The sequence below is a fragment of the Nocardia yamanashiensis NBRC 100130 genome (assembly GCF_001613325.1).
Taxonomy (GTDB): Bacteria; Actinomycetota; Actinomycetes; order Mycobacteriales; family Mycobacteriaceae; genus Nocardia; species Nocardia yamanashiensis.
In genome coordinates, this window is record NZ_BDCD01000030.1 from 83,469 (window position 1) to 108,254 (window position 24,786).

Below are 24,786 nucleotides of genomic sequence, written 5' to 3' on the forward strand. Positions count from 1 at the left end.
AACGGTGCGGGCTACGGCCCGGTGCGCTCCGAGCCGTTCGGAAAAAGAGTCACCGCCCGACCAAACCGGTAACCGCGACAGTGCGAACCCCTTTTCGTGCCCTCCCGGCAACGGAGGGGCACGGGGCGTTCGTCGCCCGCTCGACGGAGATGGCCGGTCCCCCTTCACCCCGACCCGGGCCGGCCATCGCCGCCTGATGTTCGGCTCTGCTCTCCCGTGCTGCTCGTGCGTTCACCGCGACCGGCGAATCGGCTGGAGAGCAACGGGTTCGGAGGATTGCGGGTGAGCAACGTGATGGAGGAAGAAGGCGCGCGGGTGATCCGCCTGGCACACTACGAGGCCGAGGCGGTCCCCTCGTGCCCGGCACGACCGGAGCGGGACTCGGACAATTCGCGCCTGCTCGGCCGGCTGATCATCGGTATCGCACATCGGGATCGGGACGCCTTCACCGAGTTCTATCGAATGACGAGCCACCGGGTGTTCGGCCTGGCGCTGCGCATGCTCCACAACCGGGCAGCGGCCGAGGAGATCACCCAGGAGGTCTACCTGCAGACCTGGTCGCACGCCGAGCGATACGACCAGCGGCTGGCCAGCCCGATCGGCTGGCTCATGATGCTCACGCATCGGCGCGCGGTCGATCGCCTGCGCGCCGACATCTCGATCGCGGGCCGCGAAACCCTCTACGGCCGCACCCGAACCGAACGCGAACGCGACGTCGTCATCGAATCCGTGGAGGAACGCGACGACCGGCGCGCGGTCCAGCACTGTCTGGGCACGCTCACCGAACTGCAGCGCGAAAGCATCGAGCTGGCCTACTACGGCGGGCTCACCTACCCCGACGTGGCCGACCGGCTCGGCACCCCGGTCGCCACCGTGAAGAGCCGAATCCGCGACGGCCTCAAACGGCTTCGGACGTGTCTGACAGGAAGTGATCACACATGAGTGCCCCCGGGCGACTGGACAGGGAACTGCTCGAACTGGCCTACGCGTACGCGCTGGACGCCGTGACCGAGCGCGAACGCCGCGCCATCGAACGCCGGCGGGCCCGGGCGGACAGCCGGACGGCGGCCCAATTCGATTCCACGGTCAGTGCCTTGCACGAGACGCTCGCGGAAGTGAGCGCCGTCGATATATGCAGTCCGCCACCGGAATTGGAACGCAACCTGCTGGATGCGCTCGATCGGGTCATCTGCGCCGCCAAGCGGCGGGCGCGAACCCGGGCCGGCGCACCGGGCCGGCTGCTGTTCGCCGCTGCGGCGCTGCTGGTGGTGGTACTCGGTACGGCCTTCGCGGCAGGGACGCATCGCACCCCGGATCCCGCTGCGCCATCGACCGTCATCGAGCAGATCATGGCCCGGCCGGACTCGACGATTCGCTTCGCGCCGGTGCTGGGCGGTGGCGAGATCCAGGTCCGGACGTCGATTTCGCTGGGCGCCACCGCACTTACCTTCCGGGGCGTCGCCGCACCGCCGCGGGCGCGCTGCTACCAGGTCTGGCTGGTACGCCTCGGTGAGCGGCCGCGATCGACCGCCGTGCTGGACTTCCTGCCCGATGGACCGGTGACCGCGGCAGCCGGGTCCGGCGATACCCTCGCGATCACCGTGGAAGCGGCCGGTGGTTCCGCTCAGCCGACCACGGCCCCGATCACGAGCCTGAACCTCGGATAGCGCGCTGCGCCAACGCGATTCCGCCGGTGAGTGATCCATGTCACACGACGTCACCAATCTGGCAGCACACTCCCAGCGAACTCGGAGATGAGGCCCGTCCCCGACCATGGAGTGAATGTGAACCTACGTGTTTCGATCCTGCGCACACTGGCTCGCGGCGCCGGCATCGCCGCTGTGCTCTGCGTTGTCCTCGGCGCTGCGCCGATAGCCCAAGCGGGACCGGTGTTCCCGGCCGCCGAACCGGATCCCTTCTACGCGGCGCCGGCGGACATCGCGGTGAAGTCTCCCGGCGACGTGCTCGGCGCACGCCCGGTGTCGCAGACCCAATGGCCCGGCGCGACCGCGTGGCAGATCCTGTTCCGCTCCACCGATTCCGGCGGCCACCCAATCGCGGCGGTCACCACGCTGCTCACACCCGGCCCCGGTCCTCGGCCGCTGCTGTCCTATCAGCCGTTCGTGAACTCCCTCGGATTACAGTGCGCCCCTTCGCACACGCTGTTCAACGGTGGACTCCCCGAGGCGCGGGCGCTGGCGCTGCCCCTGGCGCGCGGCTGGGCCGTCGCCGTCCCCGACCATCTCGGCCCCACCAGCGCCTACGGCGCCTCCCGCCTGGGCGGGCAGATCACCCTCGACGGCATCCGGGCTGTGAAACGCTTCGACCCGGCCGGACTGCGCGACGCGCCGGTCGGATTGGTCGGCTATTCCGGCGGCGCGATGTCCACCGGGTTCGCCGCCGCCCTCGCCGGTGAATACGCGCCGGAACTGCCGATCGTCGGCGCCGCGGTCGGCGGCCTGCCCGTCAACCCCGGCAAGATGGCGGCCCGTATCGGCGACGCCCCGCATCCGCTGTTCGGGCTGGGCTTCGCCGTCGCGCTGGGCCTGCAACGCGAATACCCGGCCCAGTTGCCGCTCGATCGCGCCCTGACCCCGGCCGGTCTCACCCTCCGCGACCGCATCGCCGACGCCTGCGTGGACGACATCATCGCCGCCGGCGCCGGCCACTCCGCGAGCGAAATGTTCACCAAGGGCATGGAATCCGACCCCGCCCTGATCGACACGATGCACGCGAACGCCCTCGAGACCTTCCCGGGCATCCCCCGCACCGCCATCTACCAATGGCACGGCGCGAAGGACGAGGTCCCCCTGGACCAAGCGCAGGCCACCGCGGCCCGTTACTGCGCCGCGGGCACCCCGGTCCAATTCGACATCATTCCCGGAGCCGACCACGCCGCCGCCATGCTCCTCGGCGCACCCGACGCCATCCGCTTCCTCGACGATCGCTTCGCGAACCGTCCCGTACCGTCCAACTGCCAGCGCTGATACCCGGCGACCGGCGGATTCGCGGCGTGAAAGACCGGTGGACGGGACTTATCAAGCGCCGGTGAGTATTTCGGCTTGGGGCGCGGCTGTGATGGAACTTTCGGCGGCCGGGTAAAGGCCGGGGGTGGGGGTTCCGGTGAAGAAGTCGCGGGTCCAGCCGAGTGCGAGGGTTTGCAGTGCGGTCGTGGCGGTCGCGTCGGGGGAGCCGCACAGGAGGCTACCGAGTAGGTCGGTGCTGGCGCCCTCGGCATCGGTGTGTTTGCCGGTGGGCAGCCGGACGCCGACGAAGGCACGGTGCAGATGGGATTGGACCGCAAGGGTGCCCAAGCCGAAGGCGTTGCAGAGCGCGGGCGGAGCAGAGATGGTGAGCAGCGGGAGATCGGTGGTGTCGATGCCGCTCAGCGCCTGGTCGATATTGTTGCCGAGGAAGGAGCGGACCGGGTCGAGCAGGATGATTCCCCGAAGATCGGACCAGGTTCCGGGATAGGTGGTGCGGAGGCGGTCGGCGACGAAGGCGACCGCCTCCGCACCCGCGGAATGGCCGGCGAACACCAGTTGGTGCGGCAGGGCGGGCGGGGTGGTGCCGGCGCGGCGGGCGGCGGTGGCGAGGCTGGTGGCCAAGGGGCCGGTGGGGTCGGTCGTGGTGCCGAAGAGGGCGGCGACATTGTCGAGGAATCCGGTGTTGTCGCCGAGGTTTTGGAGGGTGCAGCCGTGCAGGTTCATGAAGGGCAGGCTGGGGGCGAAGACCAGGTAGCCGGCTGCGGCGTAGCGGGTGGCCAGGTCGGCGACGTGGGCGTTGCTGCGGGCGAAGCCGTGCTGGAGCCAGATCAGGCCGGTGGGTTCGCCCGCGGGTAGATACCAGTCGGCGCTCTGTTCGATCGTGGTTGCCGAACAACGGATTTCGATGGAGCCGGACAATACGGTGTCGGCGCGGGCGGCGCTGTGGCCCAGGGCGGCGGCGAGCAGCAGCGGCGCGAGGACGAACGCGGCCGGGCGGCGAAGGAACATGGAGACTCCCACGGCAGACGCCGGTTTCCGCTGCCGGAATGGCGTTTCGATATTGGGTGACCATTAGCGGGCATCGGGGACGTGCTGTCAAGCCGAGCGCGGCGATGTGGACAGGAGCGGATTCGAACACTACGTTTCCATGTGTGGAACGGCGTTTCTTTTTTGATGTGGCGGCTGCGCTCGGTGGAGTGTGCGGATGAGGTCGGCGCTGTACGTGCCGGGCAATCGCCCGGACCTGTTCGACAAGGCGTTGGCGGGCCCGGCGGATGTGGTGCTGCTCGATCTCGAGGATGCGGTTCCAGTGCGGGACAAGGACTCCGCGCGGGCGGAGGTGGTGAGCTGGCTACGAACAGCCGCCGCTGCGGGCCGCCGGATCTGGGTGCGGGTCAATCCGGGCGAGTTGGGCGAAGCCGAGCTGCGTGCACTCGCACCCACCGCGATCGAGGCCGTCTCGCTCGCCAAAACCGAGTCGGCAGAACAGGTGCGGGCTGTGGGCGCGCTGCTGGCGCGATACGAGACGCGGCCGGGAACGATCCGCCTGTGCCCGTTGCTCGAGAGCCCGGCGGCCGTCTACGCGGCGCGGGAAATCGCTGCCGCGCCGCGCGTTTCACGCCTGCAACTCGGGGAAGCGGACCTGCGGGCCGACCTCGGCATCACCCCGGGTCCGGATGAGCGGGAACTGCTCGCGGTGCGCGGACAGGTCGTGCTGGCCAGCGCGGCGGCGGGCATCGACCCGCCGATCGGCCCGGCCCGCACCGATTTCCGGGATCTGGACGCCCTGCGCGAGACCACCGTGGCGCTGCGCCGCCTGGGCTTCCGGGGCCGCTCGTGCATCCATCCCGACCAGGTGCCGGTGGTGAACGCGGTGTTCACCCCGGCGGCGCACGAAGTGGAGCAAGCGAGGGAGCTGGTGCGCCGCTACGAGGCCGCCGCCGGGGGAGTGCTGCTCGACGAGGCGGGCCGGATGGTCGATCTCGCGGTGGTGCGCCAGGCCCGCCGGCTGCTCGAATCCCTGCGCGGCTGAACGGATTCGGGCTACTGGTGGGTGGGCTCGGCCCAGGCTCCGATCGACCGGGAGCGCACCGGTGAGATGAATTGCGGCGCCAGGCTCTGCGGGAAGCCCGGCCCCCAGTTGGTGGCGTCGCCGGACATGGTCACCGTCGCATTGTCGGTGTACCAATCGACCAGGTCGGCATCGGAGCGGACGATCCAGGTGCAGCCCTGTTCGGCGTCGGCGGTGAAATCGCCGTGCCGGATGAGCGCGGGCCGCCAGAAATAGGTACCCGGCCACATCTTGCCGAAGTTGTAGTCGAACCCGCCGTCGAGGCAGTACGCCTCCTCCGAACAGGGGTGGTGGGCCAGGGGTTCCTCGCGCCAGCCGGGCTTGGCCTTGATCAGCCGGGTGTAGAACCCGGTCTCGGAATCACGGTGCAGGAGTTTGATATACAAGCCGGGTACCGGGGTGCCGCCGAGGTCGAAGCGCATGGGACTGCCGTCCTTGACATCGATCCACGGCATGTCGGCGGAGTTCAGCACGACCAGTCGCTGATCGGGGCGCACGGTCTCGCGATCGGCGTCGGCGAGCTCGAAATGCCAGTCGCCGTATTCGCGGAACAGCAGGATCTCGGTCCCGGCGGTGACGGTGATCGCCGGGGTCCACACCCCGATCGGCGCCATCCAATAGCCTTCGGGCCCAAGGGTTTCCTCGCCGATGGTCACCGCACCGGACAGCACATACCACTCGGTCTCCGCGAGGTGCACGCCCGCCGGCCGGGACCAGTCACTGGTGAACCGGACCCTGAGCGAGGCCGACCCGTCCTCCTCGTCGTAGCTCAGATTGCGTTGCAGCGCAGTGCCTTCGGCGTGCTCGAACTCGGCGGGATGCTCGATCAGGTCGCGGTCGTCGATGAGTTCTACGTGTGGACGCATGAGGTCCTCCTGAAGAGAGAATTTATCGATACAAAATGTAGTGCTTATTAATAAGCACTACAAGGTGTATCGTAAATTTTCGTGACCAGACCTGGACGGCCCACGGGCCCGGCCACCGACACCGCGACCATCGTGCTGACCGCTGCCCTGGACCTGCTGCTGACCGAGGGCGCGACCGCGCTCACGCCGCAGCGCCTGCACGCGGCGACGGGGATCGCGCGCACCACCATCTACCGGCACTGGCCGACACCGCGCGACGTGCTGGCCGCGCTCATCGCGGTCGCCCCGCACGAGCCGATCCGCACCACCGGCGATGTCTCGGCGGATCTGCACACCGAAGTGGACCTGCTGTGTGATCGCTTGCGCGACAAGCCGGTAGCGGCGTTCCTGCGGGCGCTGGTGACCGCCTCGTCGGCGGATCCGGAGTGCGCGGAACTGCGGCGGCGCTACGTGTCGGATCTGCTCGAACCGTTCCGCACGGCGCTGCGGGCCGACGGCGTGAGCGACGCGGCGCGGATCGAGGAACTGGCGGCCGCGGTGGTCGCGCCGCTGCTGCTGGATGTGCTGCTGCTGGATCGTCCGGTGGATCGCGAACGCGCGCACCGGGCCGTCGACAGCGCTTTCGCCCCCTCGGGTTCGGCACGCACCACTCGTACGCGCAACAGCAGCAAGGATCGACGATGACCAATGCCGTGGGACCCCGGGCCGTGTTCGGGGTCATCGTGCCCAGCACCAATACCGTTGTCGAGCACGATTATTGGCATGCGGCCGTGCCCGGCGTCGCCTACCGCGCCGGATCGATGTACATCCCGGACCCGCGCATGGGCGACGACGAGGATTTCCAGGGGCTGCTCGGGCAGATCCGCGCCTCCATCGACACCGCGGTGCGCGACGTGCTCACCGCCGAGCCGGACCGCATGGTCATGGGCATGTCCGCGGAGACCTTCTGGGGCGGGGCGGAGGGGAATGCCGTGTTCGAGGCGCGACTGGGTGCGCGCACCGGCCTGCCCGTCACCACCGGCGCGAGTTCCTGCCGGGCCGCGTTGCGGGAGTTGGGTTGTCGCCGGATCTCGGTCTTCTCGCCGTATCAGCCGATCGCGGACCGTGAGGTCGGCCGGTTCTTCACCGAAGCGGGGTTCGAGGTCGCCGCCATCACCGGATTGCGGTGCCCGACCGCGATGGATATCGCCCGGGTGGACGAGGAGCGGCTGCGCACCGTGGTCGCCGAACTGGACGGCCCGGACGTGCAGGCCATCGTCCAGGTCGGCACCAACCTCTCCTTCGTGGCCCAGGCCGACCGGCTGGAAGCCGAACTGGGCAAACCCGTGATCGCCATCAACGCGGCGACCCTCTGGCATGCCTTGCGCGAGCACGGCCTCGGCGATCGCCTCGAAGGGATGGGTCAGCTGCTGCGCAACCACTGACGCGCGGTAGCGCCCGCACGCCGCGAGACCGGGTTCTGAAGCGCCCGGTCTCGCAGGTGGCTCAGTGCTCGCGCAGCAGCCTGCCCGCGCCCTCCAGCCGGTCGGGAATATCGTTGTCGCGCAGCGCCATCCACCAGGTCGCGGCATTAATGGCGATCACCGGCTTGCCCAGCCAGCGTTCGGCCTCGTCGGCGAGGCGCACCATGGACAGATTGGTGCCGCACTGGATCAAGGCATCGATGTCCTCGCCGTCGACCTCCAGCAGCGCCGCGCGCAGCTCGTCCTCGGTGACGTGCGCGATCGACACGGCGGTCGGGCAGCGCAGCCCCTTGATGTTCGCGACCTCGAAACCCAGCTCGCCGAAGAACCGCACCACGTTCTCGTCCCCGACCGGCTGATACGGCGTCACCACACCGATCCGTCTGGCGCCGAACAGGTTCAGCGCCCGCCGGCACGCTTCCGCGCCGGTGGCGACCCGCAGCCCGGTGATGTCGTGGATCTGCTCGACGAACTGGCGATTGCCTTCCACCCCGCCCCAGAAGGTCTCGGCCGACATGCCCATGACCATGTAGTCCGGGGCGCAGGTGAGCACCCGCTCGCACGCGCCGGTGATCTCGGCCCGGATCTGCTCGAGCAGCCGGCCCATCCCGGCGTCGTCGCTCATATCCTGGTCGCGAATGTGGATGCGGCCGAAATGGGCGGTGACGCCGGGCACCGTCATCCGGTAGAAGTCGGGTTCGACAATGGTGTTGGTGGAGGGCGCGATGACGCCGAACTTGCGGCGCCAGCCCAGCGCGTCGGTCATGAGGTCGTCTCCTGAGGTTGCGAGGGGAAGGTCGGGCGGGGTGCGGCCGAAAGCCGGCGGGCCGCAATCAGATACGCCGCCTGCGCCGCGGTATTGCACAGCTGCTCGACCCATTGCAGGGCCACCGTCTGCTCGGGCCGCGAGGCCAGCGGGCCCAGGATGAAGAAGACCAGCAGTTGCACGCCGAACAGCGCGGCGGTGGCCGTGTCCCCGCGGTCGCGTGCGTGACCGATCAGCCGGATGCCGGCAAGAGTGGCGAACACGATGGTGGAGACCAGCATCGGCAGCGGATCGCCGGCCAGTACCGCGCCGAGGGCGCAGACCGCGGTGACACCGGGGACCAGCACCGTCAGCCAGCGCGGGACCCGGCCGTCCGCGGTCCGCGCCAGTTCCAGGCAGAGCAGCCCGAACCCCAGTGCCAGCAGCGGGAAGAGCAGACCGCTGAGCCAGTTCAGGTGCGGACCGTCCAGGGCGGCGATGAGTTTGGCGGTGGCCTTGGCGGTGCCGCCCGCGCCGATCAGCGCCGCGGCGAGGGGGATACGGCGGGTGTGCGGGAACGCCCGGCGCAGGCTCAGCACACCGGCGGTGGTGAGCAGCACCGGCACGAAGTCCTCGACGGCCAGCGAGACCGGATAGTCGATGGTCGCGCTCATGCGGCGAACAGGTCCCGGCGGCGGAACGGGGCCAGCGCGAAACGGCCGATCACCTTGGGGGTGGTCAGCCAGCGCACGTGCGCGCCGTTACCGCGCTGGGAGACGGCCCGTTCGGCCAGCCAGGGCGCGACCGTGTCCACGGGATCGGCCAGGATGTTGAACACCCTGCGCGCCTTCGCCAATTCGCCGGGATCGGCATAACCGTGGGTGAGCAGGTCGGTCACCACCATGCCGGGACTGAGCAGGCCGATCGATACCCCGGGCGGCACCTCCTTGGCCAGCGCGGTGGTCAGATAGGTGACCGCTCGCTTGCTCGCCCCGTAGGTGGCCAGCCCGGCCACGGCACGTCCGTCGCTGCCCAGGCCCTCCATGTTCCAGACGTGGCCGCCGCCCGCCTCCGCCATGGCCTCGATGGCCACCGCCGAGCCGTGCAGCACGCCCAGCAGATTGGTGTCGACGACCCGGTTCGCGGTGTCGGCAGGAAGCTGCCACAGCGGTTTTCGATCGTGGGAAATTCCCGCGTTGTTGATCCAGATCTCGGCCGGGCCGAACCGGTCGGCGGTGGTGTCCCAGAGCCGGCGCAGTTGCACGCGATCGGTGACGTCAGCGGTGGAGACCATTGCGGTATCGGGCAATTCGGCGCGCGCCTGTTCGACTCGCTGCGGATCCGAACCGCACACCGACACCCGGTGCCCCTGGGTGAGCAGGGCGCGTGCCATCCCGAGCCCGATGCCGCGGGTGCCGCCGGTGATCACGATGGTGCTCATGCGCGCTCCAGTACACCGTGCATGACCACGGCCAGGCTGTTGTGGTCGAACATCTGGTAGACCACGGCCAGCCGCCGTCCCGCGCCCATGCCCGGTTCGGCGTCCATCATGAACTCCCGGCCGATCAAGCGCTGCCCTTCGCTGGTGTGCAGGCGCACGAAATTGGCTCGGCCGTAGGAGTTTCCGTTGCCCCACACGTCCGGTCCCTCGTGGAAGGAGCGCACGCCGTCGCGTCGCACGGTGATGCGTGAATCCGAGGCGATCGGCCCGGACATGACCAGATGATGCTCGGCGATGAGGAGATTCAGCGGTTCGATGGTGAGCTCCATGTGCAGCCCGCCGAGCGGTTTCTGATCGGCGCTCCACAACTCCAGCTCACCGGAATAGGCGCTCTTCTCCTTGGTTTGTACGGTGAAAACCGAGGGACCGCACCGGGTTTCGTCATCGAGGTGTCGCTCCGCCAGTGCCGGGTCGCGGGTGTAGAGGCCGTTGAACACGCCCACCAGCGCGGGACCTTGGAACAGCTGCGAGGAGTAGATCTGGGTATCGCCGATGGTCTGATTCCAGGTATTGAGCGAAACCTGCCAGCCCGGCCCGTAATAGTTGGCGTCCACGAATCCGCCGTAGGGCTGGCCGGATCCGTAGAAGTCGGGTCCGGTGTAGACCCGGTCGCCGTCGGAGTCGCGCACGCCGAACGCGAACGGCGCACCGAGGGTGAACCGTCCCGCCAGCTCACCGCCGCCGGTGAGGCCGCCGTCCATGTAATAGGTGGTGACGCCGTCGTCGAAGACCGAGGATCGGCGGATGTCCTCGAATCCACGCCAGGTGCCCTGACCGTCGAACAGGGACGGACGGCCCACCCATTCGCCTTCGATGCGCTGCTGAAAGTTGCTGGGAGCGTTCATCGCTCGACCTTCCTTCTCGCCGGATGCGGCGGGGATTCACGCGAGGAGTTCGCCGCGGACGTGTTCGGCCTGCTCGGCGCCCAGCAGCCGGGTGACCTGCGCCCAGACCGGATCCACCTCGGGACTGAACAGATTGGCCCGGTTGGCGCGATCACGCGCGGCCGGATCGCCGTCCACCGCCGGAACTCCCTTGTCCACCAAAGTGAGCCAGTGCGCCAGATAGGCATCGACGATCGGATCCAAGGCCCGGAAGGCGTCGGCGGTGGCCCGGCACACCACCATCCACGGCGACATCATGGCGCGCTGGCGGGGCCCGATCGCGGCGGGCGACACGCCCTCGATGCGCCAGGCGTCCTCGAGCAGCGGCGTCAACGGCAGGAACGCGGCGTCCAGGTATTCCAGCTGTACGGCCAGATCGGCACGCGGGATCAGATCCAGGTGCATGGCGTGATAGTCGCCGCCGTAAACCGCATCGACGGTGAAATGCGGTACGGCCGAATCGGTTCCGGTGAACGCGAAGATCATGTGGCTGTCCAGTCCGATGGGCGGCACCACCAGGTCCACCCGGACCGCCTTGTCGATCGGACCGCCGCGCCACACCCGCAGCCGGCCCACCGGCTCCGGGGATATGGCGCTGGTCAACGGGAGATCCTCGGCGAGTTCGAGGCCGAGCGCCGAGGTCAGGGTGTCCCCGACCCGGTCGGCGAGGGCGGTGGGCAGACTCATTGGGCGTTTCCTCCGCTGCGGGCCTTGTGCACCCAGGCACTGGCGAATTCGGGATTGTCGCGTCGGGCGGGGGAGGCGATCACGGTCGCGGTGCGCCGCGGCCCGTCGCCGACGATGATGTCGTCATCGCCCACCCACCAGCCCTGTTTGATCAGCTCCAGCCGCCGGCGCCGATAGGCCACCTGCAGGCTGTCGCTGCGCACATGCAGTTCGTCGGACAGATCGAACGGAAGCAGTTCGGGCCGTTGCGATTCCACCACCGGCCGATCCTGCAGCAGAATCTTCTCGATGCGTTTGCGGGTATTGCCGTCGGCCCACGCTCCGGTGAAGAAGTTCCGGTACCCGAGGATCTTGATCAGCGTGCGGTCCTGCGAGAGCGGGATATTGAAGTCGTAGAGCAGCAGATCCCCGATCGGCAGCCGCACGTGCAGTTTCACGATATTGGGCAGATACCAGGCATTGGTGACCGTGACGTACTCCGGACGCGGCCGCCGCCTGGCCAGCACACCCCACAGGCCCTTGGGCAGCGGCGGGCTGAGCTGGATATCGGCCTCCGCCGACCACTCCGTCTGGGTGACCCGGAAATCCGGGATCTGCGGCTTGTCCGGATTGCCGAAGGAGGTGCCGTGCACGAACGGGGTGTGCGCGGCATCCACCACGTTCTCGAAGGCCCGTTCGTAGTTGGCGTTGATCTCCATCTCGAACTGGACCACCCGGAACGCCGGATCGTCGTGTTCGGGCAGCACCGGAATGGGCGGGCGTTCGGCCTCGGGCAGATCGCCGAGGAAGGCCCAGATCATGCCGTAGCGCTCCACGGTCGGATAGGCGTCCACGCGGGCCTTGCGCGGAATCTTGCGCTCCTCGGCATTGGCCGGGATCTTCACGCACGCACCGCCGGCGTCGTACTGCCAGCCGTGATACGGGCAGGCGATGCAGTCACCGGTGACGGTGCCCATCGACAGCGCGCCGCCGCGGTGCACGCACAGATCCGACAGACAGGTCACCGCGCCGGACTGTGTGCGATACAGCACGAAATCCTGGCCGAGACAGGTGACCTTGTGGGGTTTGCGGCCGACGCGATCGGCGAATTCGACCGCGTACCAGAAGTTCTTGAGCATCGTGGGGCGCTCCTAACGCCGGTGGAGTTGGACGGCGTCGTCCTCGAACGAGGCCAGCGCGGAGGCGGCCGCGGCGTCCGCGCGCAGATGTGCGCGCAGGAACGTCGAGACCAGCCGGGCGAACGGGGCGAGGGCATCCACCTCGGCGGGAAGGTCGAGGAAGGCGCGGGCGGCGGTGGGATCGGCATCGGCGATACCGAAATGGTTGGCGCCCGGCACCACCGCGAGCAGATGGTCACCGCTCGCGGGCAGGGCCTCGAAGAAGGTGCGGCGCACCGGATCCGGCCGCTCCGCTCCGTCTTCGCCGTAACGGTCGGCGCTGCCCTGGATGACGCCGTCGCGGGTGCCGACGCCCAGCAGCACCGGACCGTCGACCTGGGCGGGCAGCACGGTTCCGGGCTCCCAGCCCAGCATGGTGGCCACCATGGTGTGTGCGCCCCAGGCGAAAACGGCTGCGATGGACGGGAAATAGCGTGCGGACTGCAATGCCACGGTGCCGCCCGCGGAATGCCCGCCCAAGGCGACCCGGTCCAGATCGAGCGCGCCGCGCAAGGGGGACTGGGCGTCGAGTTCGGTCAGCGCTTCCAGGATCGCGCCGATGGCCGGGCAGGTCGGGCGGGTGCCGTAGGCGTCGGGGCGGGCGGCATCCAGTTCCACCCCCGGTGTGAGTCCTCGTTGCCCGCCGAACAATTCGGCGACGCGATCCATGGTGACTACCACGAAGCCCGCCTCGGCGACGGCGCAGGCGAAACGGCGGTAGGAGTCCTGCCCGACGTTGACTCCCGAGAGGAAGACAACGACCGGATAGGGCGCGCCGGCCGGGTCGGGCGCGAAAACGCCGGTGAGCCGTTCGGTGTCGTCGCCCGCGACGGCCGCCGGGTAGTAGACCTTGAGATGGGCGGTGTCGAAAGGCGGTGTGCCGTCGGTGCGCGCCGACCACCACAGCGAACGGACCAGCCGGGTCGAGGTCGTGGCGGTCATAGGCCCGGCCTCGGCAGTTCGCGGTCCCCGCCCCACAGGGCGCGCACCAGGCGTCCGGTCAGCTCGGCCCCGAACAGCCGCTCGCCCATCACGTTCGCCGGATCGCGTTCGGCGATATTGCGGCGCACCGCCAGATCCCGGTCCGCCAGCGCGGCCCGCTCCCCGGCCGGTACGGGCTCGGCGTTCTCTACCCAGCCCAGCCACTGGTCCACGCGGGCGGTCAGGATCTCGGCCACCGTATCCAGGTTCGGTCGGGTGGGTGGGAAGGAATAGCAGTAGGCGGTGGGGGACAGGCTGGCGCGAATGAAACCCGTGCGGCTGGTGAACCAGGTGAAATCGGGGTGCGCTTCCTTGAACTCCAGCCAGGGGGCGTCATTGCCGGTGTAGTAGCGATCGAAATAGCCGGTGTCGCCGACCAGATCGCCGCGCGGAATGGCATCGGTGTAGAACCAGCCGTCCGGCCACAGCAGCAGCGCGGTGCCCAGGTGCGGCACGTCGATCTGCGGTCCGAGCCAGGCCGTCAGATGCAGGTTCACGAATCCGGTGCGCGGGTCGCCGATCCAGGAGTGCACCAGCCAGTCGATCTCCGGCCCGCAGTAGGCGGCCAGGCTGCCGGACGGGCCGGTCGCCGCATCACCGTAGCTGTCGAGATCAGCGGTCGAGGGATCGCGGGTCAGCTCGAAGCGGGCGGCAATGCGATCGCGCAAGCCGCTCAACAGGTTTCGCCATTCCTCGAAGGTCTCGGTGACATCGGCACGCGGGGTGCCGTCCACCATGTCTTCGACGTGTTTGAGGGTTTCGCTCATGGGTGCTCCGGTGCGGTTGTCGATCGCGTTGTCACGCGCGGGCTTTCGGTCGGGACGTGGTCATGGCGTCCAAGGGGCGGCGCGGGCGCCCGGCCACCAGGTCGGTGCCGCGCGACACCAGGCGGTTGACGGCCTGGGCCGGGCGGATGACGGCGTGCGCAGTGGTGGCTCCGGGCTCGACGGCGGTGATCTCCGGATGGCTGATCCGGCCGGTGAACGGCCCGGACCAGGTGGTCCACAGCGTGAAATCCCGGCTCAGGCCGTAGATTCCGCCGGTCAGCCCGTGGCTATCGAGGGCGGCGGCGACCACATTGAGCCGGTTCTCCGCGGCCCGCTCGGGCAGGCCGAGTGTGAGTTCCCAGGGCTGCCCGGTGATGCCGGGGACGGCGACCACATCCGCGTCCGCGACGGCGGCCAGCCGGAAGGTCTCGGGAAACAGCGCGTCGTCCCCGACGACCACGGCCAACCGGCCCCAGGGCAGTTCGAAGATCCTCAGCTCCGAGCCGAGTTCCACCGCCCAGGGGTGCCGGGCGCTGCGGTGCAATTGCGGCTGCCGTCCGGCGATGCCGTCGGCGTTCACCAGGAGGCCGTGGTGTGCGTCGCCCTCGCGCACGCTCAGCACTACGTGGCTGCCGGTATCAGCAAGGGCGGCAACGATTTCCGGCACGGTGACGGTCGCCGGGCCGGGCAGCACGATGAGATCGGTGCCCGCGTCCGCCAACTGTTGCACCAGGGCCGCGTCGGGTGCCGCTATGGCGGCCGTGATCGTATCCGCACCGGGTGCGGCCTGCCGGACGCCGGTCGCGGTGATCAACGGTCGATACAGCTCCGGCCGTCGATCGGCGAGCAGGTCGGTGCCACCGGCGGCACGCTTGTCGTCGGCCTGCCGCAGATCGATATCGGCGATCACGATGGCCTCGCCCCACACCGGCGCGACCGCCACCCGGGTGCCATCGGGCGCGACGATCTGGCTCTCACCCGCACCGTGCAGGCGATCGGCCGGTACACCGAGACGTGCGGCGATGGCGGGCAGCTGGGTGTCGGGCAGCAGCGGGCCGACCTTGTTGGCCGCCACCACCCACACCCGGTTCTCGGCCGCGCGCACCGGAATGTGCAGGCTCGCTTCATCGATGGCGAACGAGTTGAGGCTGTTGAGCAGCAATTGCGCACCACGCAGCACCAAAGACCGGGTCACCTCGCTGATGACGCCTTCCATGCAGGCGTACATGCCGATCCGGCCCAGCGCGGTCTCGATGACCGGAGAATCGTCGGTGCCCGCGTCGAGATAGTCGTTCTCCGCGCCCATCAGGATCTGCTTGTCGGATTCACCGAGCAGAGCGCCGTCAGGTGCGTAGAGCAGGCTGGTGCCGGTGGTCCGGCCGTCGGCGCGGGCCAGCGTGACGCCGATCTTGACGTACATCCGGTGCCGGGCGGCGCGGGCGGCGATAGCACTCAGGAAGGAATCCCCGAGCCGGCAAGCCATTCGCCGGGCGTGGGCGCGATCGTCGTACCAGGATAGGTGATTACAGAACTCGGGCAGCACCACCAGTTCGGCCCCTGCCGCCGCGGCGGCGTCGATCATGCGCAGGCAGGCCGCGAGATTCGCCTCGGGATCGGTTCCGGCGGCGAGCTGGGCGGCCGCGACTCGGGTCATGGGCAGACACCCTTCCGCTGGTGCGTTTCGTACATCGAAACGACGTTTCCTCTGTTGGGATTCTGTACCGGGGGCGGTGATCTGTCCAGGGCTGCCGCCGGATTTCCCCGCGCCGTAACAACCAGGTGGTCCAAACGCCCACGGTTTCAGCGGTATTGCGCTCCGCCGCCTTGACACCCATCGCGGGCGCGGGTTCAATATGGCAATTCCGAAACCGCGTTTCCATCAGAGAAACGCTCGCGGGAGGTGAACGTGACGACCTGCGAATCGTCATCCCGACTCAGTACCGAATCCGCCACCGGCCGAACCGCTTTGCGCGTCTGCCGGGCAACGCCATGAGAGCCGCCACGGCCGGCCGCGCCGCGATGCTCGCCGCGGCAGCGAGCGCCGGCCCGGTCGCCGGTGGTCAACTCGCCTTGCTCGCCAAGCCTTTCGGGGGCGCACTCGGCATCCCCGGTGCGGTAGTCGGATACCTTGCGCTCACCGCCCTGCTGCTCGGAACCGTTACGGGTGCGGTGTGCGTCCGATTCGCGCTCTCGGCACGCGGTGCGGGCGTCTGCGCGATCATCGCCGGTGCGGCCATCGCCGCGGCGGGCGCGACGACTTCGCCGATGTCGTTCACGGTCGCGATTCTCCTCGCGGCCGCGGCAAGCGGTCCGCTGCTGGTCACCGCCCGCACCCAATGCTGTTCGCACCGTTCGTGGCTCACCGCATGGCACCTAGCCCTGACGGCCGGCCTTGCAGCAGCCGCCGCCTTCGCCGCGGCGACCGCCCGGAACCCCGGTGCCGGTCTGCTCGTGGCCGGAATCGCGACCGCGGTCGGTGGCCTACTGTCGTCGATCCTCGAACCAGCTCCGGACCAGCTTGATTCGGCAGCCACCGCAAACGAAACCGAGACCCCTCCCGGATCGGAGACCGGTCGCGGAAGCGGCTCGGCGACTGCCACAGCCGAGGGAACCGCGGATGCGATGGTGCTCGGCTACGGAAGTCTCGGCGTGCTCGTCGGCGGCACGGTCCTGCCTACGCTGCACCTGCTGCTGTTCCGCTGGGACGCGCTGACCGCGGACCAAGCCGCACTACTGCTGTGGGCGGCGCTGCCCGCGGTTGTCGCGGTGGCGCTGCCCGGCCCCCGCCCCGCCGCGATTCCGATCCTGCTACTGCTGGCCGCGGGCGGCCCGGTACTGGTGGCCACCGCACCCGGCCGCGCCACGGCCGCCGCCGGACTCGGTCTCACACTGGCGGCAGCCGCCCGCGCCGCCCACGGACTGGACACCTTCTACCTCGACCGGATCCGTCGCATCGGCAGTGCCGCAGCGACTTTCGGACTCATGACCGTCGCGGGAGTAGCGGGCCTCGGCGCGGTCACCGTGTGCGATCGATGGTTCGGCACCGGCACCGCTCTGACCCTGCTCGCGATCCCTATCGCTCTCGCGGCGGCGTGCTACGGCCGAATGCTCTCGCCGACCGCAGTGGTTCGCACCGCCGCCCCCGCACTCGAAGGAGGCTCCTCGTGAACCGTTTCGCGGCAACCCGTGCATCCCACGCCATGAACGCCATTACCGCGCCGGCGACATCTCGTCCCGGTTCCGTTTTGCGAGTGCGTATCGGCCCGCTCGCGAATAGGCGAACCCGTCTGCCGGTATCGCGTGCGGTGCTGTGTTCGGTGTGGGTGAAGCGTCCGTCCATCCCTGTGTCGAACGGGCGAGCCCTACGGACGGCCGTGGCCCTGGCCGCAGTGGTGCTCACCTCCGCCGTTCCGCCCGCGCACGCCGAGGGGCGGGCGTCGTTGGTGGTGAGCGCCAGTACCGGGCTGGTCGAGGGGCAGCGAATCACGCTGGACGGCAGTGGATTTCAGCCGGGCTTGGCGGCGGTCGCGGTCGGGCTGTGCAAGTCCGGGTACAAGAACGGGTTGAAGGATTGCGATCTGGAAGGCGGCGCGACCTTCGTGAATATCGCCGCCGATGGCACCTTCCCGACCGTCACTCTCACCGTGCGGCCGCGCTTCCGCGACATCGACTGCACCACCCAGCAGTGCGTGCTCGCCGCCGCGCCGTTGCCGGGCAGCGAACCGCAATCGATCATCGACGCGAACTCCGCGCAGGTACCGGTGGGATTCGCGGGCGGGCAGCCGAGCGCCGTCACCTCCGCGCCGATTTCCGTTGCGGTGCAATCCGACTCGGAGAACCGAGGCCCGTCCGCCGCGCTGTGGACGGTCACCGCCGTCCTGTTGTCGATCATCGCAGTCTTCGCGCTCGCCGACCGGCGACGCCTGTGACATCCCTCGAGGAGAACCCCATGAATCGTTCCGTGACCCGTTGCGCCCTGCTGCTGACCGCCGCCGCGTCCGGCCTGCTGCTGAGCGCACCGGCCGCCCAAGCCGACGCCACGCTGCGGGTGAGCGAGACCTCCGGTCTCGCCGCCGGGCACACCGTCACCGTGAATCTCGACGGTCTGCCGGCCAATCTGGCGACCGTCGCGGTCGGACAGTGCAAACCGCAGATCGTCCAGCCCACCGACTGCAATCTCACCGGATCGCTCATGGGCCGCGCCGACGAGCAGGGAGTGTGGCAGCCCAACGGCGGCAATCGCACCCTGACGCTGGTGGCCGCGATCAACGGCACCGACTGCGCGACCTCGGCGGGTGCGTGCACGGTCTCCGTGACCAGCCTGACCGATCCCTCGCACATCCTCGCCTCGGTCCCACTCACCTTCGGCGCCAAGCAAACACCGCCCACCTCTAGCCCCGCCGCAGCGGCATCCTCGGACAGCGACGACGACAACACCGGCGTGGCAGTCGGAGTCGGCGCGGCGGTAGTCGCGGTGGCCGCGGCCGTCGGCGTGGTCCTGTTCCGCCGGCGTGGTGCGGGAACCCGATGAGCGTGCGCGTCCTGACGCACGTGGTGCTCATGAAGTTCCACGACCGCGCCGACAGCGAGGAGGCGGCGCGGCTGCTCACCGCACTGCCGGCCGCGATCCCGCACCTGCGCGCCCTGCGCGTCACCCTCGACACTCTCGGCACGCCGGTGTCCTACGATCTGTGCCTGGTCACCGAGCACGATTCCGAGTCGGAACTAATTGCCTACCAACAGCATCCGGCGCACCTCGAACTCGCCGGCTGGCTGGTGCCCCGGCTCGCGTCCCGCGCCGTAGTGGATTCCGTGGCCGACAGCGCGCCCTGAACGACCGCGTGACCGTCGACGTCCGCGTTGGAACGTGGCCGTCGACGGGCTCACGTGGCGGTGGTATCCGGCTATTCGGGGTAGGCGCGGGCGGCCATGCCCCGGCCGCCGGGTCGGAATGCGGCGGGGGCGTGGACGATCGTGGTCTGGGTGTATTCGAGCAGGCCCTCGTCGGCGTATTCGCGCCCGAAACCGCTGCGCTTGATGCCGCCGAACGGGGCGCGCAATGACATCCCGGTACGGTTGTGGGTGTTGACGAAGGTGAATCCGGCTTCGAGACGGGCGGCGACGGAGAAGGCGCGGGCTTCGTCGGCGGACCAGACCGATGCTCCGAGACCGTAATCGGAGTCGTTGGCGCGCGCGAGGGCTTCGTCCTCGGTCCGGTAGGTGAGGATCGGCACCAGGGGACCGAACTGCTCGTCGCGGACCAGGGCCGCGTCATCGGGCAGGTCGAGGGCGAGCGCGGGGGTGGCGTAGTAGCCGCCCGCGGTATCGGCGGGCAGGGCGGCGAGCGGGATGAGCCAGCCGCCGCGATTCCAGGCATCGGCGATGAGGTCGTTCATGCGCTCGACCGCGGCCGCGCTCACCACCGGACCCATGGTGACCTTCTCGTCGAGGGGATCACCGACGGTCAGGATGCGCTGGGCGGCAGCCAGATACGCCTCGGTGAACTCGTCGAACCGGCGCTCGGGGACGTACAGGCGCTTGGCCGCCATGCAGACCTGTCCCGCGGTGGCGAAGGAGGCCAGCACCAGGCGCTCGTAATCGTCGGGGGAGAGGGCGAAGTCGTCGAGGAAGACGGCCGGATCGTTGCCGCCGAGTTCGAGTACGACCGGTTTGAGCGCCGCGCCCGCCGCCGCGGCGATGCTGCGGCCGGCCTGCGCGCCGCCGGTGAAGGTCACCTTGCCCACCCGTGGGTCGGCGATGAGCGCGGCGACGGTATCGGGGCCGCCATGGATGACCCGGGTGCCCGGGAACAGGCGGGCCATCTCGGTGACGGTCAGCGGTGCCAGCGGAGAAGGCTTGAGCACCACCGTGTTTCCCGCCGCCAGCGCCGGGCCCAGTTTGAGCGCGGTGAGGATGACCGGCGCGTTCCACGGGGTGATCGCCGCGATGACGCCGAACGGCGCACGGGTCGCCACGATCCGGCCCTGCGCGTCGTCCACCGCCGCCGGCTCGGATTCGAGCACCCGCGTGGCGTTCGCGCACACCCAGCGCAGATATGTTGCGGCGAAACCGATTTCACCCCGGCAGTCGACGACCGATTTCCCGGTTTCGCGGGCCAGCAGCTCGCCCAGCTGACCGCGCGCGGCATCGAGCCCGTCGGCGGCGGCCGCCAGGGCGGTCAACCGGTCGGCGAGCGGTTGAGCCGACCAGTCCCGGAAGTCCCGGAAAGCCTGGGCGACAACGGCTTCGACATTCTCCGGTGCGGTGATGGGCACCGAGCCGACGATCTCGCTGGGCCGGGCCGGATTCTCCCGGACTATGGCCGAACCGGTGGTCGTCACGATCGCTGCTCCAGGGAATCGAGCAGACAGGCCCGGCGCAGGTAGGCGCGGGCGGCTGCGGGATCGGCCGCCAGCTCCCGCAAGTGCTGGGCATAGCTGGCATCGTGCCCGCGCAAGCGCCGCCAATTGTCGTGGCTGGCCCGCTGCACATGGTCGACGGCCACCGTGCGCCGCCGGGCGGCCACGGTATCCAATTCCCTTTCCGCATCGCCTTCGAGCACATCGGCCAGCGTTCCCGCCATTTGCACGGCGTCGTGGATGCCGCTGTTCATGCCCATGCCGCCGAGTGGATTGTTCACGTGCGCGGCATCGCCGATGAGCAGCACCCGGCCGCGCCGGAAACGATCGGTGACCCGCTGATGCACCCGGTAGAGCGAGGCATGCCGGATACGCCACGGCCGTCCGAGCGCCGCGACCGCGTCCAATCGACCGGGCAGCCGCGCGGTTTCGAGTTCATCGGCGGTATCGGCCGGCGTGGGCAACAGCACCCGCCAATGTTCGGGCGTACGCAGCAGCACCAACCATTCGACCGGATCGAATACATAGTTGATGGGCGCTATCCCGGGCAGGATCTCGGTCAGGTCCTCCTGCACCGAGGCCACCAGGAACCGTTCGGGGTAGGTGCTGCCGTCGAATCCGGCCCCGATGGCGGTGCGCACCACCGAATGCGCGCCGTCCGCGCCGATCACCCAGTCCGCCCGCAGCGGACCGTGATTCGTGTGCACGACCACGCCGTCGTCCCCGGCGTACACCCCTTCGACGCGATGCCCGAACCGGACTTCGGCGCAGCGGGGGAGCGCGGCCAGCAGGATCGGGGTGAGCTTGCTCTGCTCGCACTGCACCCGGTACGGGTAGGCCGTATCCGATTGCAGCACAGTGAGATCCAGCGTGGCGATGGCATCGCCGCCGCGCTCCCGATACTGGAAGGTCCGGGCCACGATGCCGCGCTCGAGCAGCGGCTCGATCACCCCGAGCGCGTCGAGCATCTCCAGGGTCGGGGGATGGAAGGTGGAGGCTCGCGATTCGGCGGCCAGGGTGACGCCCTGTTCCAGGACCAGGACGTCGATGCCGCGTCGCGCCAGCACGAGCGCGGCGGTCGAGCCGACCGGCCCGGCGCCGACCACGATGACGGTGCTCACGAGGTGTGCAGGGCGAAGCGGCCCTCGACGCCGACGACCCGCGCACCGGTGAAGAAGCGCAGTGTTTCCGCCGTGCCCTCCTCGCCGAGCCCCGACCAGCCCCAGGCCGGGCGCGGCGTCATCAGGTGCAGGCTCATCACCGACGAACCGTTCACCTTCACCTCTCCGGCCCGGATACGTTGTGCGACAGCCAGTGCCGCGTCTTCGTCGACTCCGCACACGTAGGCCTCGAGGCCGTACTGCCCGGCATTGGCCAGGGTGACCGCCTCCTCGACCGTCTCGTAGGTGACGGTCCCGGCGACCGGGCCGAACACCTCGTCGGCCAGATCGTTGTCCAGCAGCGTCGGCAGCACATAGTTGCCGTGTTCGGGTGCGGTGCCGAAGGATTGGGCCCGGCGGCCGGACACGGCGGTGCGGACGCCGCGAACCGCGCGCACGTGCCGCGAGTGCACGAGCGGCCCGAATTCGGTGTGGGGATCGAGCGGCGGTCCGATGCGCAAGTCCGCCAGGCGTTTTCCGATGGCCTCGCGGAGTTCCGCGGCGCGCGCGGCGGGCAGGATGAGCCGGCCCAGCGCCCGGCACCATTGGCCGTTGAGGGTGGTGAGCAGTTCGGCGGCCATTCGCGCGGCGGTGTCGGTGTCGGCATCTGGCAGCACCACCAGTGGATTGTTGCCGCCGAGCTCGAGCTGGCACGGGCGCAGCAGCGGCGCCGACGCGGCCGCCACCGAGCGACCGCCGACCAGGCCGCCGGTGAAGGAGACGGCCTTGATCCGTTCGTCGTCCACCAATTGCGCGCCGGTCTGCGCGCCGCCCTGCACCAGCTGGAACATGCCCGGTGGCACGTGCTCGGCGATGGCCTCGGCGATCGGAATGGCGCTGTAGGGCGCGAGTTCGCTGACTTTCAGAATGACCGGGCAGCCCGCGGCCAGGGCATTGGCCACCTTGTGCGCGGCCATCGGCGCGGGCGCGTTCCACGGCACCAGGCACAAGGCCGGTCCCAGCGGGAGCCGGTGCACCTGGATGTGGTCGCGATCCGCGCGTAGTACGCCCGCCCGAAGTTGTTCGGCGGCAAGCCGGAACGCGCCCGGGACGATGACGGCCAGCAGCCGGGTCTGCTGGATCGGGACCCCGGTGGCGCGGGCGTCGAGTTCGGCGATCTGTGGGAGTCGGTGCTCCAGGGCGTCGGCGATGGCGTCGAGCACCTCGGGGGTGATCGAGCCGGTGCTCGTGGCGGCGACGGCGAGCGCCCGCTCGACCCGGTCGGCGTCGCTGGCCACCGCGCGAGCCACCGGCTCACCGGTCGCCGGATCTTCCAGATCGAAGCCGAGATCCGTTGCGGGGGTGCCCCATTCGCCATCGATGAGATCGGTGATGGCGGGCAGCGCGGCGGTCATCGCACGGCCCCCGCTCCGGGCGCGGTGGCGAACAGTTCATTGGCCTTGGCATCGGTCACGATGCGCGCGACTTCCAGGACGCCCCGCTCGGCAGGGAAGGTCATCACCAGTCCCATGGCCAGATCACGCAGCGCCCGTCCGGCCACACCGTCCATCGAGGCCGCAGAAGTGCCGCCGGCCTTGAGCGCCCCGAGCGCCACCTGGAAGCACGCCTCGGTGACCGCGCCCTTGCCCAGCCGCCATTGGGTGAACACCTCCGGTTTGGGTTTGATCGGCGGCTCCACCGTCTCGATGCCCAGCTGGTAGCGCAGCCACAGGTAGGCGGTCTGCAACTGCCGGGTCATCTCCCCGATGAGCACCTGATGCACCGGCGAGGACGCGATGGGTTCGCCCGTGTCGGCGAACGTCTTTCGCGTGGTGGCCGCCAGGGTCTCGTCGTACACGCGCTGCGCGCACCCGGTGTAGACCGCCGCGATGGCGAGCTGATTGCCGACGAAACTGCCCCGGCTCATGGTGAGCATCTTGGTGAACGCGCCCGGCACCGCCAGCGCCTCGTCCTCGGCGATGAACACCTCATCGAGCCGGATGCCGTTATTGGCGGTGGCCCGCATGCCCAGACCGTCCCACGGTGCGCGCACACTCACCCCGGGCGCATCACGCGGCACGAAGAAAGTCGCCAGCCCCTCGGCGGTGTCGTAGCCCTCCAATTTCGCGGACGTCAGATAGTAGTCGGCGACCCCGGTGGCACAGCCGAAGGACTTCTCGCCCTGCAGGATCCAGCCGCCGTCCACCTTGCGGGCGGTGGTGGCGATGGTGATATTCGCCTGAGCGGTCTTCACCGCCTCGGAGGCGAAATTGGCCAGCCAGACCCCCTCGGCCATGCGGGTCAGCACCTTCTCGGCGAAGGCCCGGACCGCCGGAATCTCCTCGTCCGCGAAAAGCCCGGCGTCGATGGCCTCCAGCGGCAGCAGACCCCGGGAAGCGCTGGTGTTGTGGAAGAAATAGGCCAGCGCGGTCGACGGGCAGGCGGTGCCCATGGCGAAGGTGGCGGCCGCCAGATCGCGCAGGGTGCCGCCCAATCCGCCGAACTTCTCCGGCACGACCAGCCCGAGCAGTCCGGCCTCGCGCAACAGCGGCAGGTGCGAGGGCGGGAAAGTGGCGGTGCGGTCGGCGTTTTCGGCGGCCTCGCGCAGTGCGGGCAGGACGGCTTCGACGCGGCGGGCCCGGTCGCGTTCCGATGCGGTCATGTCTTCGACGAGTCGCTCGCCGGTCAGTCGTTCGCCGGTCATCGGCTGATCCCCTCGTGGTAGGTGCGGTCGTGATAGATGAGCGGGGGTGCGGTCCGAGGTGCGCGGGCCTCCTGGACCAGGCCCAGCACGATGGTGTGGTCGCCGGCCGGATAGCAGGCCGCGACAAGGCAATCCAGCCAGGCGACCGCGTCGGTGAGCACCGCGGAGCCGCTGGCGGCGGTACTCCAGTCGCCGACCGCGAAACGGTCCGCGCTGTGCGGGGCGGCGGCGAAACGACGGCCGATGTCCTGCTGATCGTGGCCCAGGACGTTGACGGCGAAGACGCCGCTGTAGCGGATCAGCCGGGCCGTCGTGCCGGCCGAGGCGAGACAGATCGAGACGAGCGGCGGATCCAGCGCCACACTGGTGAACGAACTCGCCGTCATCCCGTGGCGGTCGCCGTCGTCGCGGGTGGTGGTCACCACGACCACGCCGGTGGCCCATTGCGCGAGCACGCCGCGGAGGTTCATCGCGTCCACTGCAGATCCTGTTTCGATAGAGGAAACGCTGTTAC

General features: G+C 69.5%; 26 protein-coding genes. 10 read left to right on the top strand and 16 right to left on the bottom strand.

Annotated elements, in window-relative coordinates; all coding sequences use genetic code 11:
* Window positions 1-282 precede the first annotated feature (282 nt).
* The 3 genes from sigK to NY1_RS31945 all read left to right on the top strand — a co-directional run bounded on the left by sigK (window position 283) and on the right by NY1_RS31945 (window position 2,987).
* On the top strand, window positions 283-942 hold the full coding sequence (sigK, locus tag NY1_RS31935; protein ID WP_233434583.1) for an ECF RNA polymerase sigma factor SigK: 660 nt from the start codon (window positions 283-285) through the stop codon (window positions 940-942).
* Entirely contained in the window at window positions 939-1,667 is a 729-nt protein-coding gene (locus NY1_RS31940; protein ID WP_067720865.1) for an anti-sigma factor, read from the top strand. The genes sigK and NY1_RS31940 overlap by 4 nt, the downstream gene beginning before the upstream one ends.
* 87 nt (window positions 1,668-1,754) lie before the next feature.
* On the top strand, window positions 1,755-2,987 hold the full coding sequence (locus tag NY1_RS31945) for a lipase family protein (RefSeq protein WP_084535730.1): 1,233 nt from the start codon (window positions 1,755-1,757) through the stop codon (window positions 2,985-2,987).
* Between the two features lie 51 nt (window positions 2,988-3,038).
* On the opposite strand, the gene NY1_RS31950 is transcribed toward NY1_RS31945, so the two are convergent.
* On the bottom strand, window positions 3,039-3,995 hold the full coding sequence (locus NY1_RS31950; RefSeq protein ID WP_067720866.1) for an alpha/beta fold hydrolase: 957 nt from the start codon (window positions 3,993-3,995) through the stop codon (window positions 3,039-3,041).
* A 196-nt stretch (window positions 3,996-4,191) separates the two neighbouring features.
* Between NY1_RS31950 and NY1_RS31955 the strand changes: the two genes are divergently transcribed.
* Window positions 4,192-5,019, top strand: coding sequence for an HpcH/HpaI aldolase/citrate lyase family protein (locus NY1_RS31955; RefSeq protein WP_067720867.1), 828 nt, complete (start codon window positions 4,192-4,194; stop codon window positions 5,017-5,019).
* 11 nt (window positions 5,020-5,030) lie between these two features.
* On the opposite strand, the gene NY1_RS31960 is transcribed toward NY1_RS31955, so the two are convergent.
* Window positions 5,031-5,924 (bottom strand): DUF4437 domain-containing protein, encoded by an 894-nt coding sequence (locus NY1_RS31960; RefSeq protein ID WP_067720868.1) that lies wholly within the window; start codon window positions 5,922-5,924, stop codon window positions 5,031-5,033.
* 81 nt (window positions 5,925-6,005) lie between these two features.
* Here NY1_RS31960 and NY1_RS31965 point away from each other — a divergent pair, with 81 nt between their 5' ends.
* Together NY1_RS31965 and NY1_RS31970 are read left to right on the top strand one after the other, a co-directional pair.
* A complete protein-coding gene (locus NY1_RS31965; RefSeq protein ID WP_067720869.1) occupies window positions 6,006-6,608 on the top strand; it encodes a TetR-like C-terminal domain-containing protein in 603 nt (200 codons plus the stop codon).
* Window positions 6,605-7,348, top strand: coding sequence for a maleate cis-trans isomerase family protein (locus NY1_RS31970; protein WP_067720870.1), 744 nt, complete (start codon window positions 6,605-6,607; stop codon window positions 7,346-7,348). Before NY1_RS31965 ends, NY1_RS31970 begins: the two co-directional genes overlap by 4 nt.
* 61 nt (window positions 7,349-7,409) lie before the next feature.
* Here the strand turns inward: NY1_RS31970 and NY1_RS31975 are convergent, their stop codons facing one another.
* From NY1_RS31975 to NY1_RS32015, 9 genes are read right to left on the bottom strand one after another with little or no spacing between them, the layout of a single operon-like run.
* Complete coding sequence (locus NY1_RS31975) at window positions 7,410-8,153, bottom strand: maleate cis-trans isomerase family protein (RefSeq protein WP_067720871.1); 744 nt, start codon at window positions 8,151-8,153, stop codon at window positions 7,410-7,412.
* Window positions 8,150-8,806, bottom strand: a complete 657-nt coding sequence (locus tag NY1_RS31980) for a hypothetical protein (protein ID WP_067720872.1) — start codon at window positions 8,804-8,806, stop codon at window positions 8,150-8,152. Before NY1_RS31980 ends, NY1_RS31975 begins: the two co-directional genes overlap by 4 nt.
* The gene (locus NY1_RS31985) at window positions 8,803-9,573 is read right to left on the bottom strand and encodes an SDR family oxidoreductase (protein WP_067720873.1); all 771 of its coding nucleotides are present in this window, start codon (window positions 9,571-9,573) and stop codon (window positions 8,803-8,805) included. The genes NY1_RS31980 and NY1_RS31985 overlap by 4 nt, the downstream gene beginning before the upstream one ends.
* Window positions 9,570-10,478, bottom strand: coding sequence for a hypothetical protein (locus NY1_RS31990; protein WP_067720874.1), 909 nt, complete (start codon window positions 10,476-10,478; stop codon window positions 9,570-9,572). Before NY1_RS31990 ends, NY1_RS31985 begins: the two co-directional genes overlap by 4 nt.
* A gap of 36 nt (window positions 10,479-10,514) precedes the next feature.
* Window positions 10,515-11,204 (bottom strand): hypothetical protein, encoded by a 690-nt coding sequence (locus NY1_RS31995; protein WP_067720875.1) that lies wholly within the window; start codon window positions 11,202-11,204, stop codon window positions 10,515-10,517.
* On the bottom strand, window positions 11,201-12,322 hold the full coding sequence (locus NY1_RS32000; protein WP_067720876.1) for an aromatic ring-hydroxylating dioxygenase subunit alpha: 1,122 nt from the start codon (window positions 12,320-12,322) through the stop codon (window positions 11,201-11,203). Before NY1_RS32000 ends, NY1_RS31995 begins: the two co-directional genes overlap by 4 nt.
* 12 nt (window positions 12,323-12,334) lie before the next feature.
* Window positions 12,335-13,303: an alpha/beta hydrolase family protein gene (locus tag NY1_RS32005; protein WP_067720877.1), complete on the bottom strand. Its 969-nt coding sequence runs from the start codon at window positions 13,301-13,303 to the stop codon at window positions 12,335-12,337.
* A complete protein-coding gene (locus tag NY1_RS32010; RefSeq protein WP_084535734.1) occupies window positions 13,300-14,109 on the bottom strand; it encodes an oxidoreductase in 810 nt (269 codons plus the stop codon). The genes NY1_RS32005 and NY1_RS32010 overlap by 4 nt, the downstream gene beginning before the upstream one ends.
* Window positions 14,110-14,140: 31 nt before the next feature.
* Window positions 14,141-15,763 (bottom strand): nitrilase-related carbon-nitrogen hydrolase, encoded by a 1,623-nt coding sequence (locus tag NY1_RS32015; protein ID WP_067720878.1) that lies wholly within the window; start codon window positions 15,761-15,763, stop codon window positions 14,141-14,143.
* 335 nt (window positions 15,764-16,098) lie between these two features.
* Here NY1_RS32015 and NY1_RS43840 point away from each other — a divergent pair, with 335 nt between their 5' ends.
* The 4 genes from NY1_RS43840 (at window position 16,099) to NY1_RS32035 (ending at window position 18,942) form a co-directional block, all read left to right on the top strand.
* Window positions 16,099-17,277: a hypothetical protein gene (locus NY1_RS43840; RefSeq protein WP_067720879.1), complete on the top strand. Its 1,179-nt coding sequence runs from the start codon at window positions 16,099-16,101 to the stop codon at window positions 17,275-17,277.
* Window positions 17,278-17,483: 206 nt separating this feature from the next.
* A complete protein-coding gene (locus NY1_RS43845; RefSeq protein ID WP_067720880.1) occupies window positions 17,484-18,038 on the top strand; it encodes a neocarzinostatin apoprotein domain-containing protein in 555 nt (184 codons plus the stop codon).
* A 20-nt stretch (window positions 18,039-18,058) separates the two neighbouring features.
* Entirely contained in the window at window positions 18,059-18,640 is a 582-nt protein-coding gene (locus tag NY1_RS32030) for a neocarzinostatin apoprotein domain-containing protein (RefSeq protein ID WP_067720881.1), read from the top strand.
* On the top strand, window positions 18,637-18,942 hold the full coding sequence (locus NY1_RS32035) for a Dabb family protein (protein WP_067720882.1): 306 nt from the start codon (window positions 18,637-18,639) through the stop codon (window positions 18,940-18,942). Before NY1_RS32030 ends, NY1_RS32035 begins: the two co-directional genes overlap by 4 nt.
* Before the next feature lie 71 nt (window positions 18,943-19,013).
* Here the strand turns inward: NY1_RS32035 and NY1_RS32040 are convergent, their stop codons facing one another.
* From NY1_RS32040 to NY1_RS32060, 5 genes are read right to left on the bottom strand one after another with little or no spacing between them, the layout of a single operon-like run.
* Window positions 19,014-20,450 carry an aldehyde dehydrogenase family protein gene (locus tag NY1_RS32040; protein ID WP_067720883.1) on the bottom strand — a complete coding sequence of 479 codons (1,437 nt, stop codon included), beginning with the start codon at window positions 20,448-20,450 and terminating at the stop codon, window positions 19,014-19,016.
* On the bottom strand, window positions 20,447-21,589 hold the full coding sequence (locus NY1_RS32045) for an FAD-dependent oxidoreductase (RefSeq protein ID WP_067720884.1): 1,143 nt from the start codon (window positions 21,587-21,589) through the stop codon (window positions 20,447-20,449). Before NY1_RS32045 ends, NY1_RS32040 begins: the two co-directional genes overlap by 4 nt.
* On the bottom strand, window positions 21,586-22,983 hold the full coding sequence (locus tag NY1_RS32050; RefSeq protein ID WP_067720885.1) for an aldehyde dehydrogenase family protein: 1,398 nt from the start codon (window positions 22,981-22,983) through the stop codon (window positions 21,586-21,588). The genes NY1_RS32045 and NY1_RS32050 overlap by 4 nt, the downstream gene beginning before the upstream one ends.
* On the bottom strand, window positions 22,980-24,272 hold the full coding sequence (locus tag NY1_RS32055; protein ID WP_067720886.1) for an acyl-CoA dehydrogenase family protein: 1,293 nt from the start codon (window positions 24,270-24,272) through the stop codon (window positions 22,980-22,982). Before NY1_RS32055 ends, NY1_RS32050 begins: the two co-directional genes overlap by 4 nt.
* The gene (locus NY1_RS32060; protein WP_067720918.1) at window positions 24,269-24,742 is read right to left on the bottom strand and encodes a flavin reductase family protein; all 474 of its coding nucleotides are present in this window, start codon (window positions 24,740-24,742) and stop codon (window positions 24,269-24,271) included. Before NY1_RS32060 ends, NY1_RS32055 begins: the two co-directional genes overlap by 4 nt.
* Between the last annotated feature and the right edge of the window lie 44 nt (window positions 24,743-24,786).

Bases quoted from the DNA above. Each gene is read 5' to 3' on its own strand.
- NY1_RS32035 (WP_067720882.1), top strand. From the start codon at position 18,637: ATGAGCGTGCGCGTCCTGACGCACGTGGTGCTCATGAAGTTCCACGAC.
- NY1_RS31985 (WP_067720873.1), bottom strand. From the start codon at position 9,573: ATGAGCACCATCGTGATCACCGGCGGCACCCGCGGCATCGGGCTCGGG.
- NY1_RS31950 (WP_067720866.1), bottom strand. From the start codon at position 3,995: ATGTTCCTTCGCCGCCCGGCCGCGTTCGTCCTCGCGCCGCTGCTGCTC.
- NY1_RS32010 (WP_084535734.1), bottom strand. From the start codon at position 14,109: ATGAGCGAAACCCTCAAACACGTCGAAGACATGGTGGACGGCACCCCG.
- NY1_RS43840 (WP_067720879.1), top strand. From the start codon at position 16,099: ATGAGAGCCGCCACGGCCGGCCGCGCCGCGATGCTCGCCGCGGCAGCG.
- NY1_RS31955 (WP_067720867.1), top strand. From the start codon at position 4,192: ATGAGGTCGGCGCTGTACGTGCCGGGCAATCGCCCGGACCTGTTCGAC.
- NY1_RS31960 (WP_067720868.1), bottom strand. From the start codon at position 5,924: ATGCGTCCACACGTAGAACTCATCGACGACCGCGACCTGATCGAGCAT.
- NY1_RS31995 (WP_067720875.1), bottom strand. From the start codon at position 11,204: ATGAGTCTGCCCACCGCCCTCGCCGACCGGGTCGGGGACACCCTGACC.
- NY1_RS31980 (WP_067720872.1), bottom strand. From the start codon at position 8,806: ATGAGCGCGACCATCGACTATCCGGTCTCGCTGGCCGTCGAGGACTTC.
- NY1_RS31945 (WP_084535730.1), top strand. From the start codon at position 1,755: ATGAGGCCCGTCCCCGACCATGGAGTGAATGTGAACCTACGTGTTTCG.
- NY1_RS31970 (WP_067720870.1), top strand. From the start codon at position 6,605: ATGACCAATGCCGTGGGACCCCGGGCCGTGTTCGGGGTCATCGTGCCC.
- NY1_RS31990 (WP_067720874.1), bottom strand. From the start codon at position 10,478: ATGAACGCTCCCAGCAACTTTCAGCAGCGCATCGAAGGCGAATGGGTG.
- NY1_RS32055 (WP_067720886.1), bottom strand. From the start codon at position 24,272: ATGACCGGCGAACGACTGACCGGCGAGCGACTCGTCGAAGACATGACC.
- NY1_RS32060 (WP_067720918.1), bottom strand. From the start codon at position 24,742: ATGAACCTCCGCGGCGTGCTCGCGCAATGGGCCACCGGCGTGGTCGTG.
- NY1_RS32005 (WP_067720877.1), bottom strand. From the start codon at position 13,303: ATGACCGCCACGACCTCGACCCGGCTGGTCCGTTCGCTGTGGTGGTCG.
- NY1_RS32000 (WP_067720876.1), bottom strand. From the start codon at position 12,322: ATGCTCAAGAACTTCTGGTACGCGGTCGAATTCGCCGATCGCGTCGGC.
- NY1_RS32050 (WP_067720885.1), bottom strand. From the start codon at position 22,983: ATGACCGCCGCGCTGCCCGCCATCACCGATCTCATCGATGGCGAATGG.
- NY1_RS32015 (WP_067720878.1), bottom strand. From the start codon at position 15,763: ATGACCCGAGTCGCGGCCGCCCAGCTCGCCGCCGGAACCGATCCCGAG.
- NY1_RS32030 (WP_067720881.1), top strand. From the start codon at position 18,059: ATGAATCGTTCCGTGACCCGTTGCGCCCTGCTGCTGACCGCCGCCGCG.
- NY1_RS31940 (WP_067720865.1), top strand. From the start codon at position 939: ATGAGTGCCCCCGGGCGACTGGACAGGGAACTGCTCGAACTGGCCTAC.
- NY1_RS31975 (WP_067720871.1), bottom strand. From the start codon at position 8,153: ATGACCGACGCGCTGGGCTGGCGCCGCAAGTTCGGCGTCATCGCGCCC.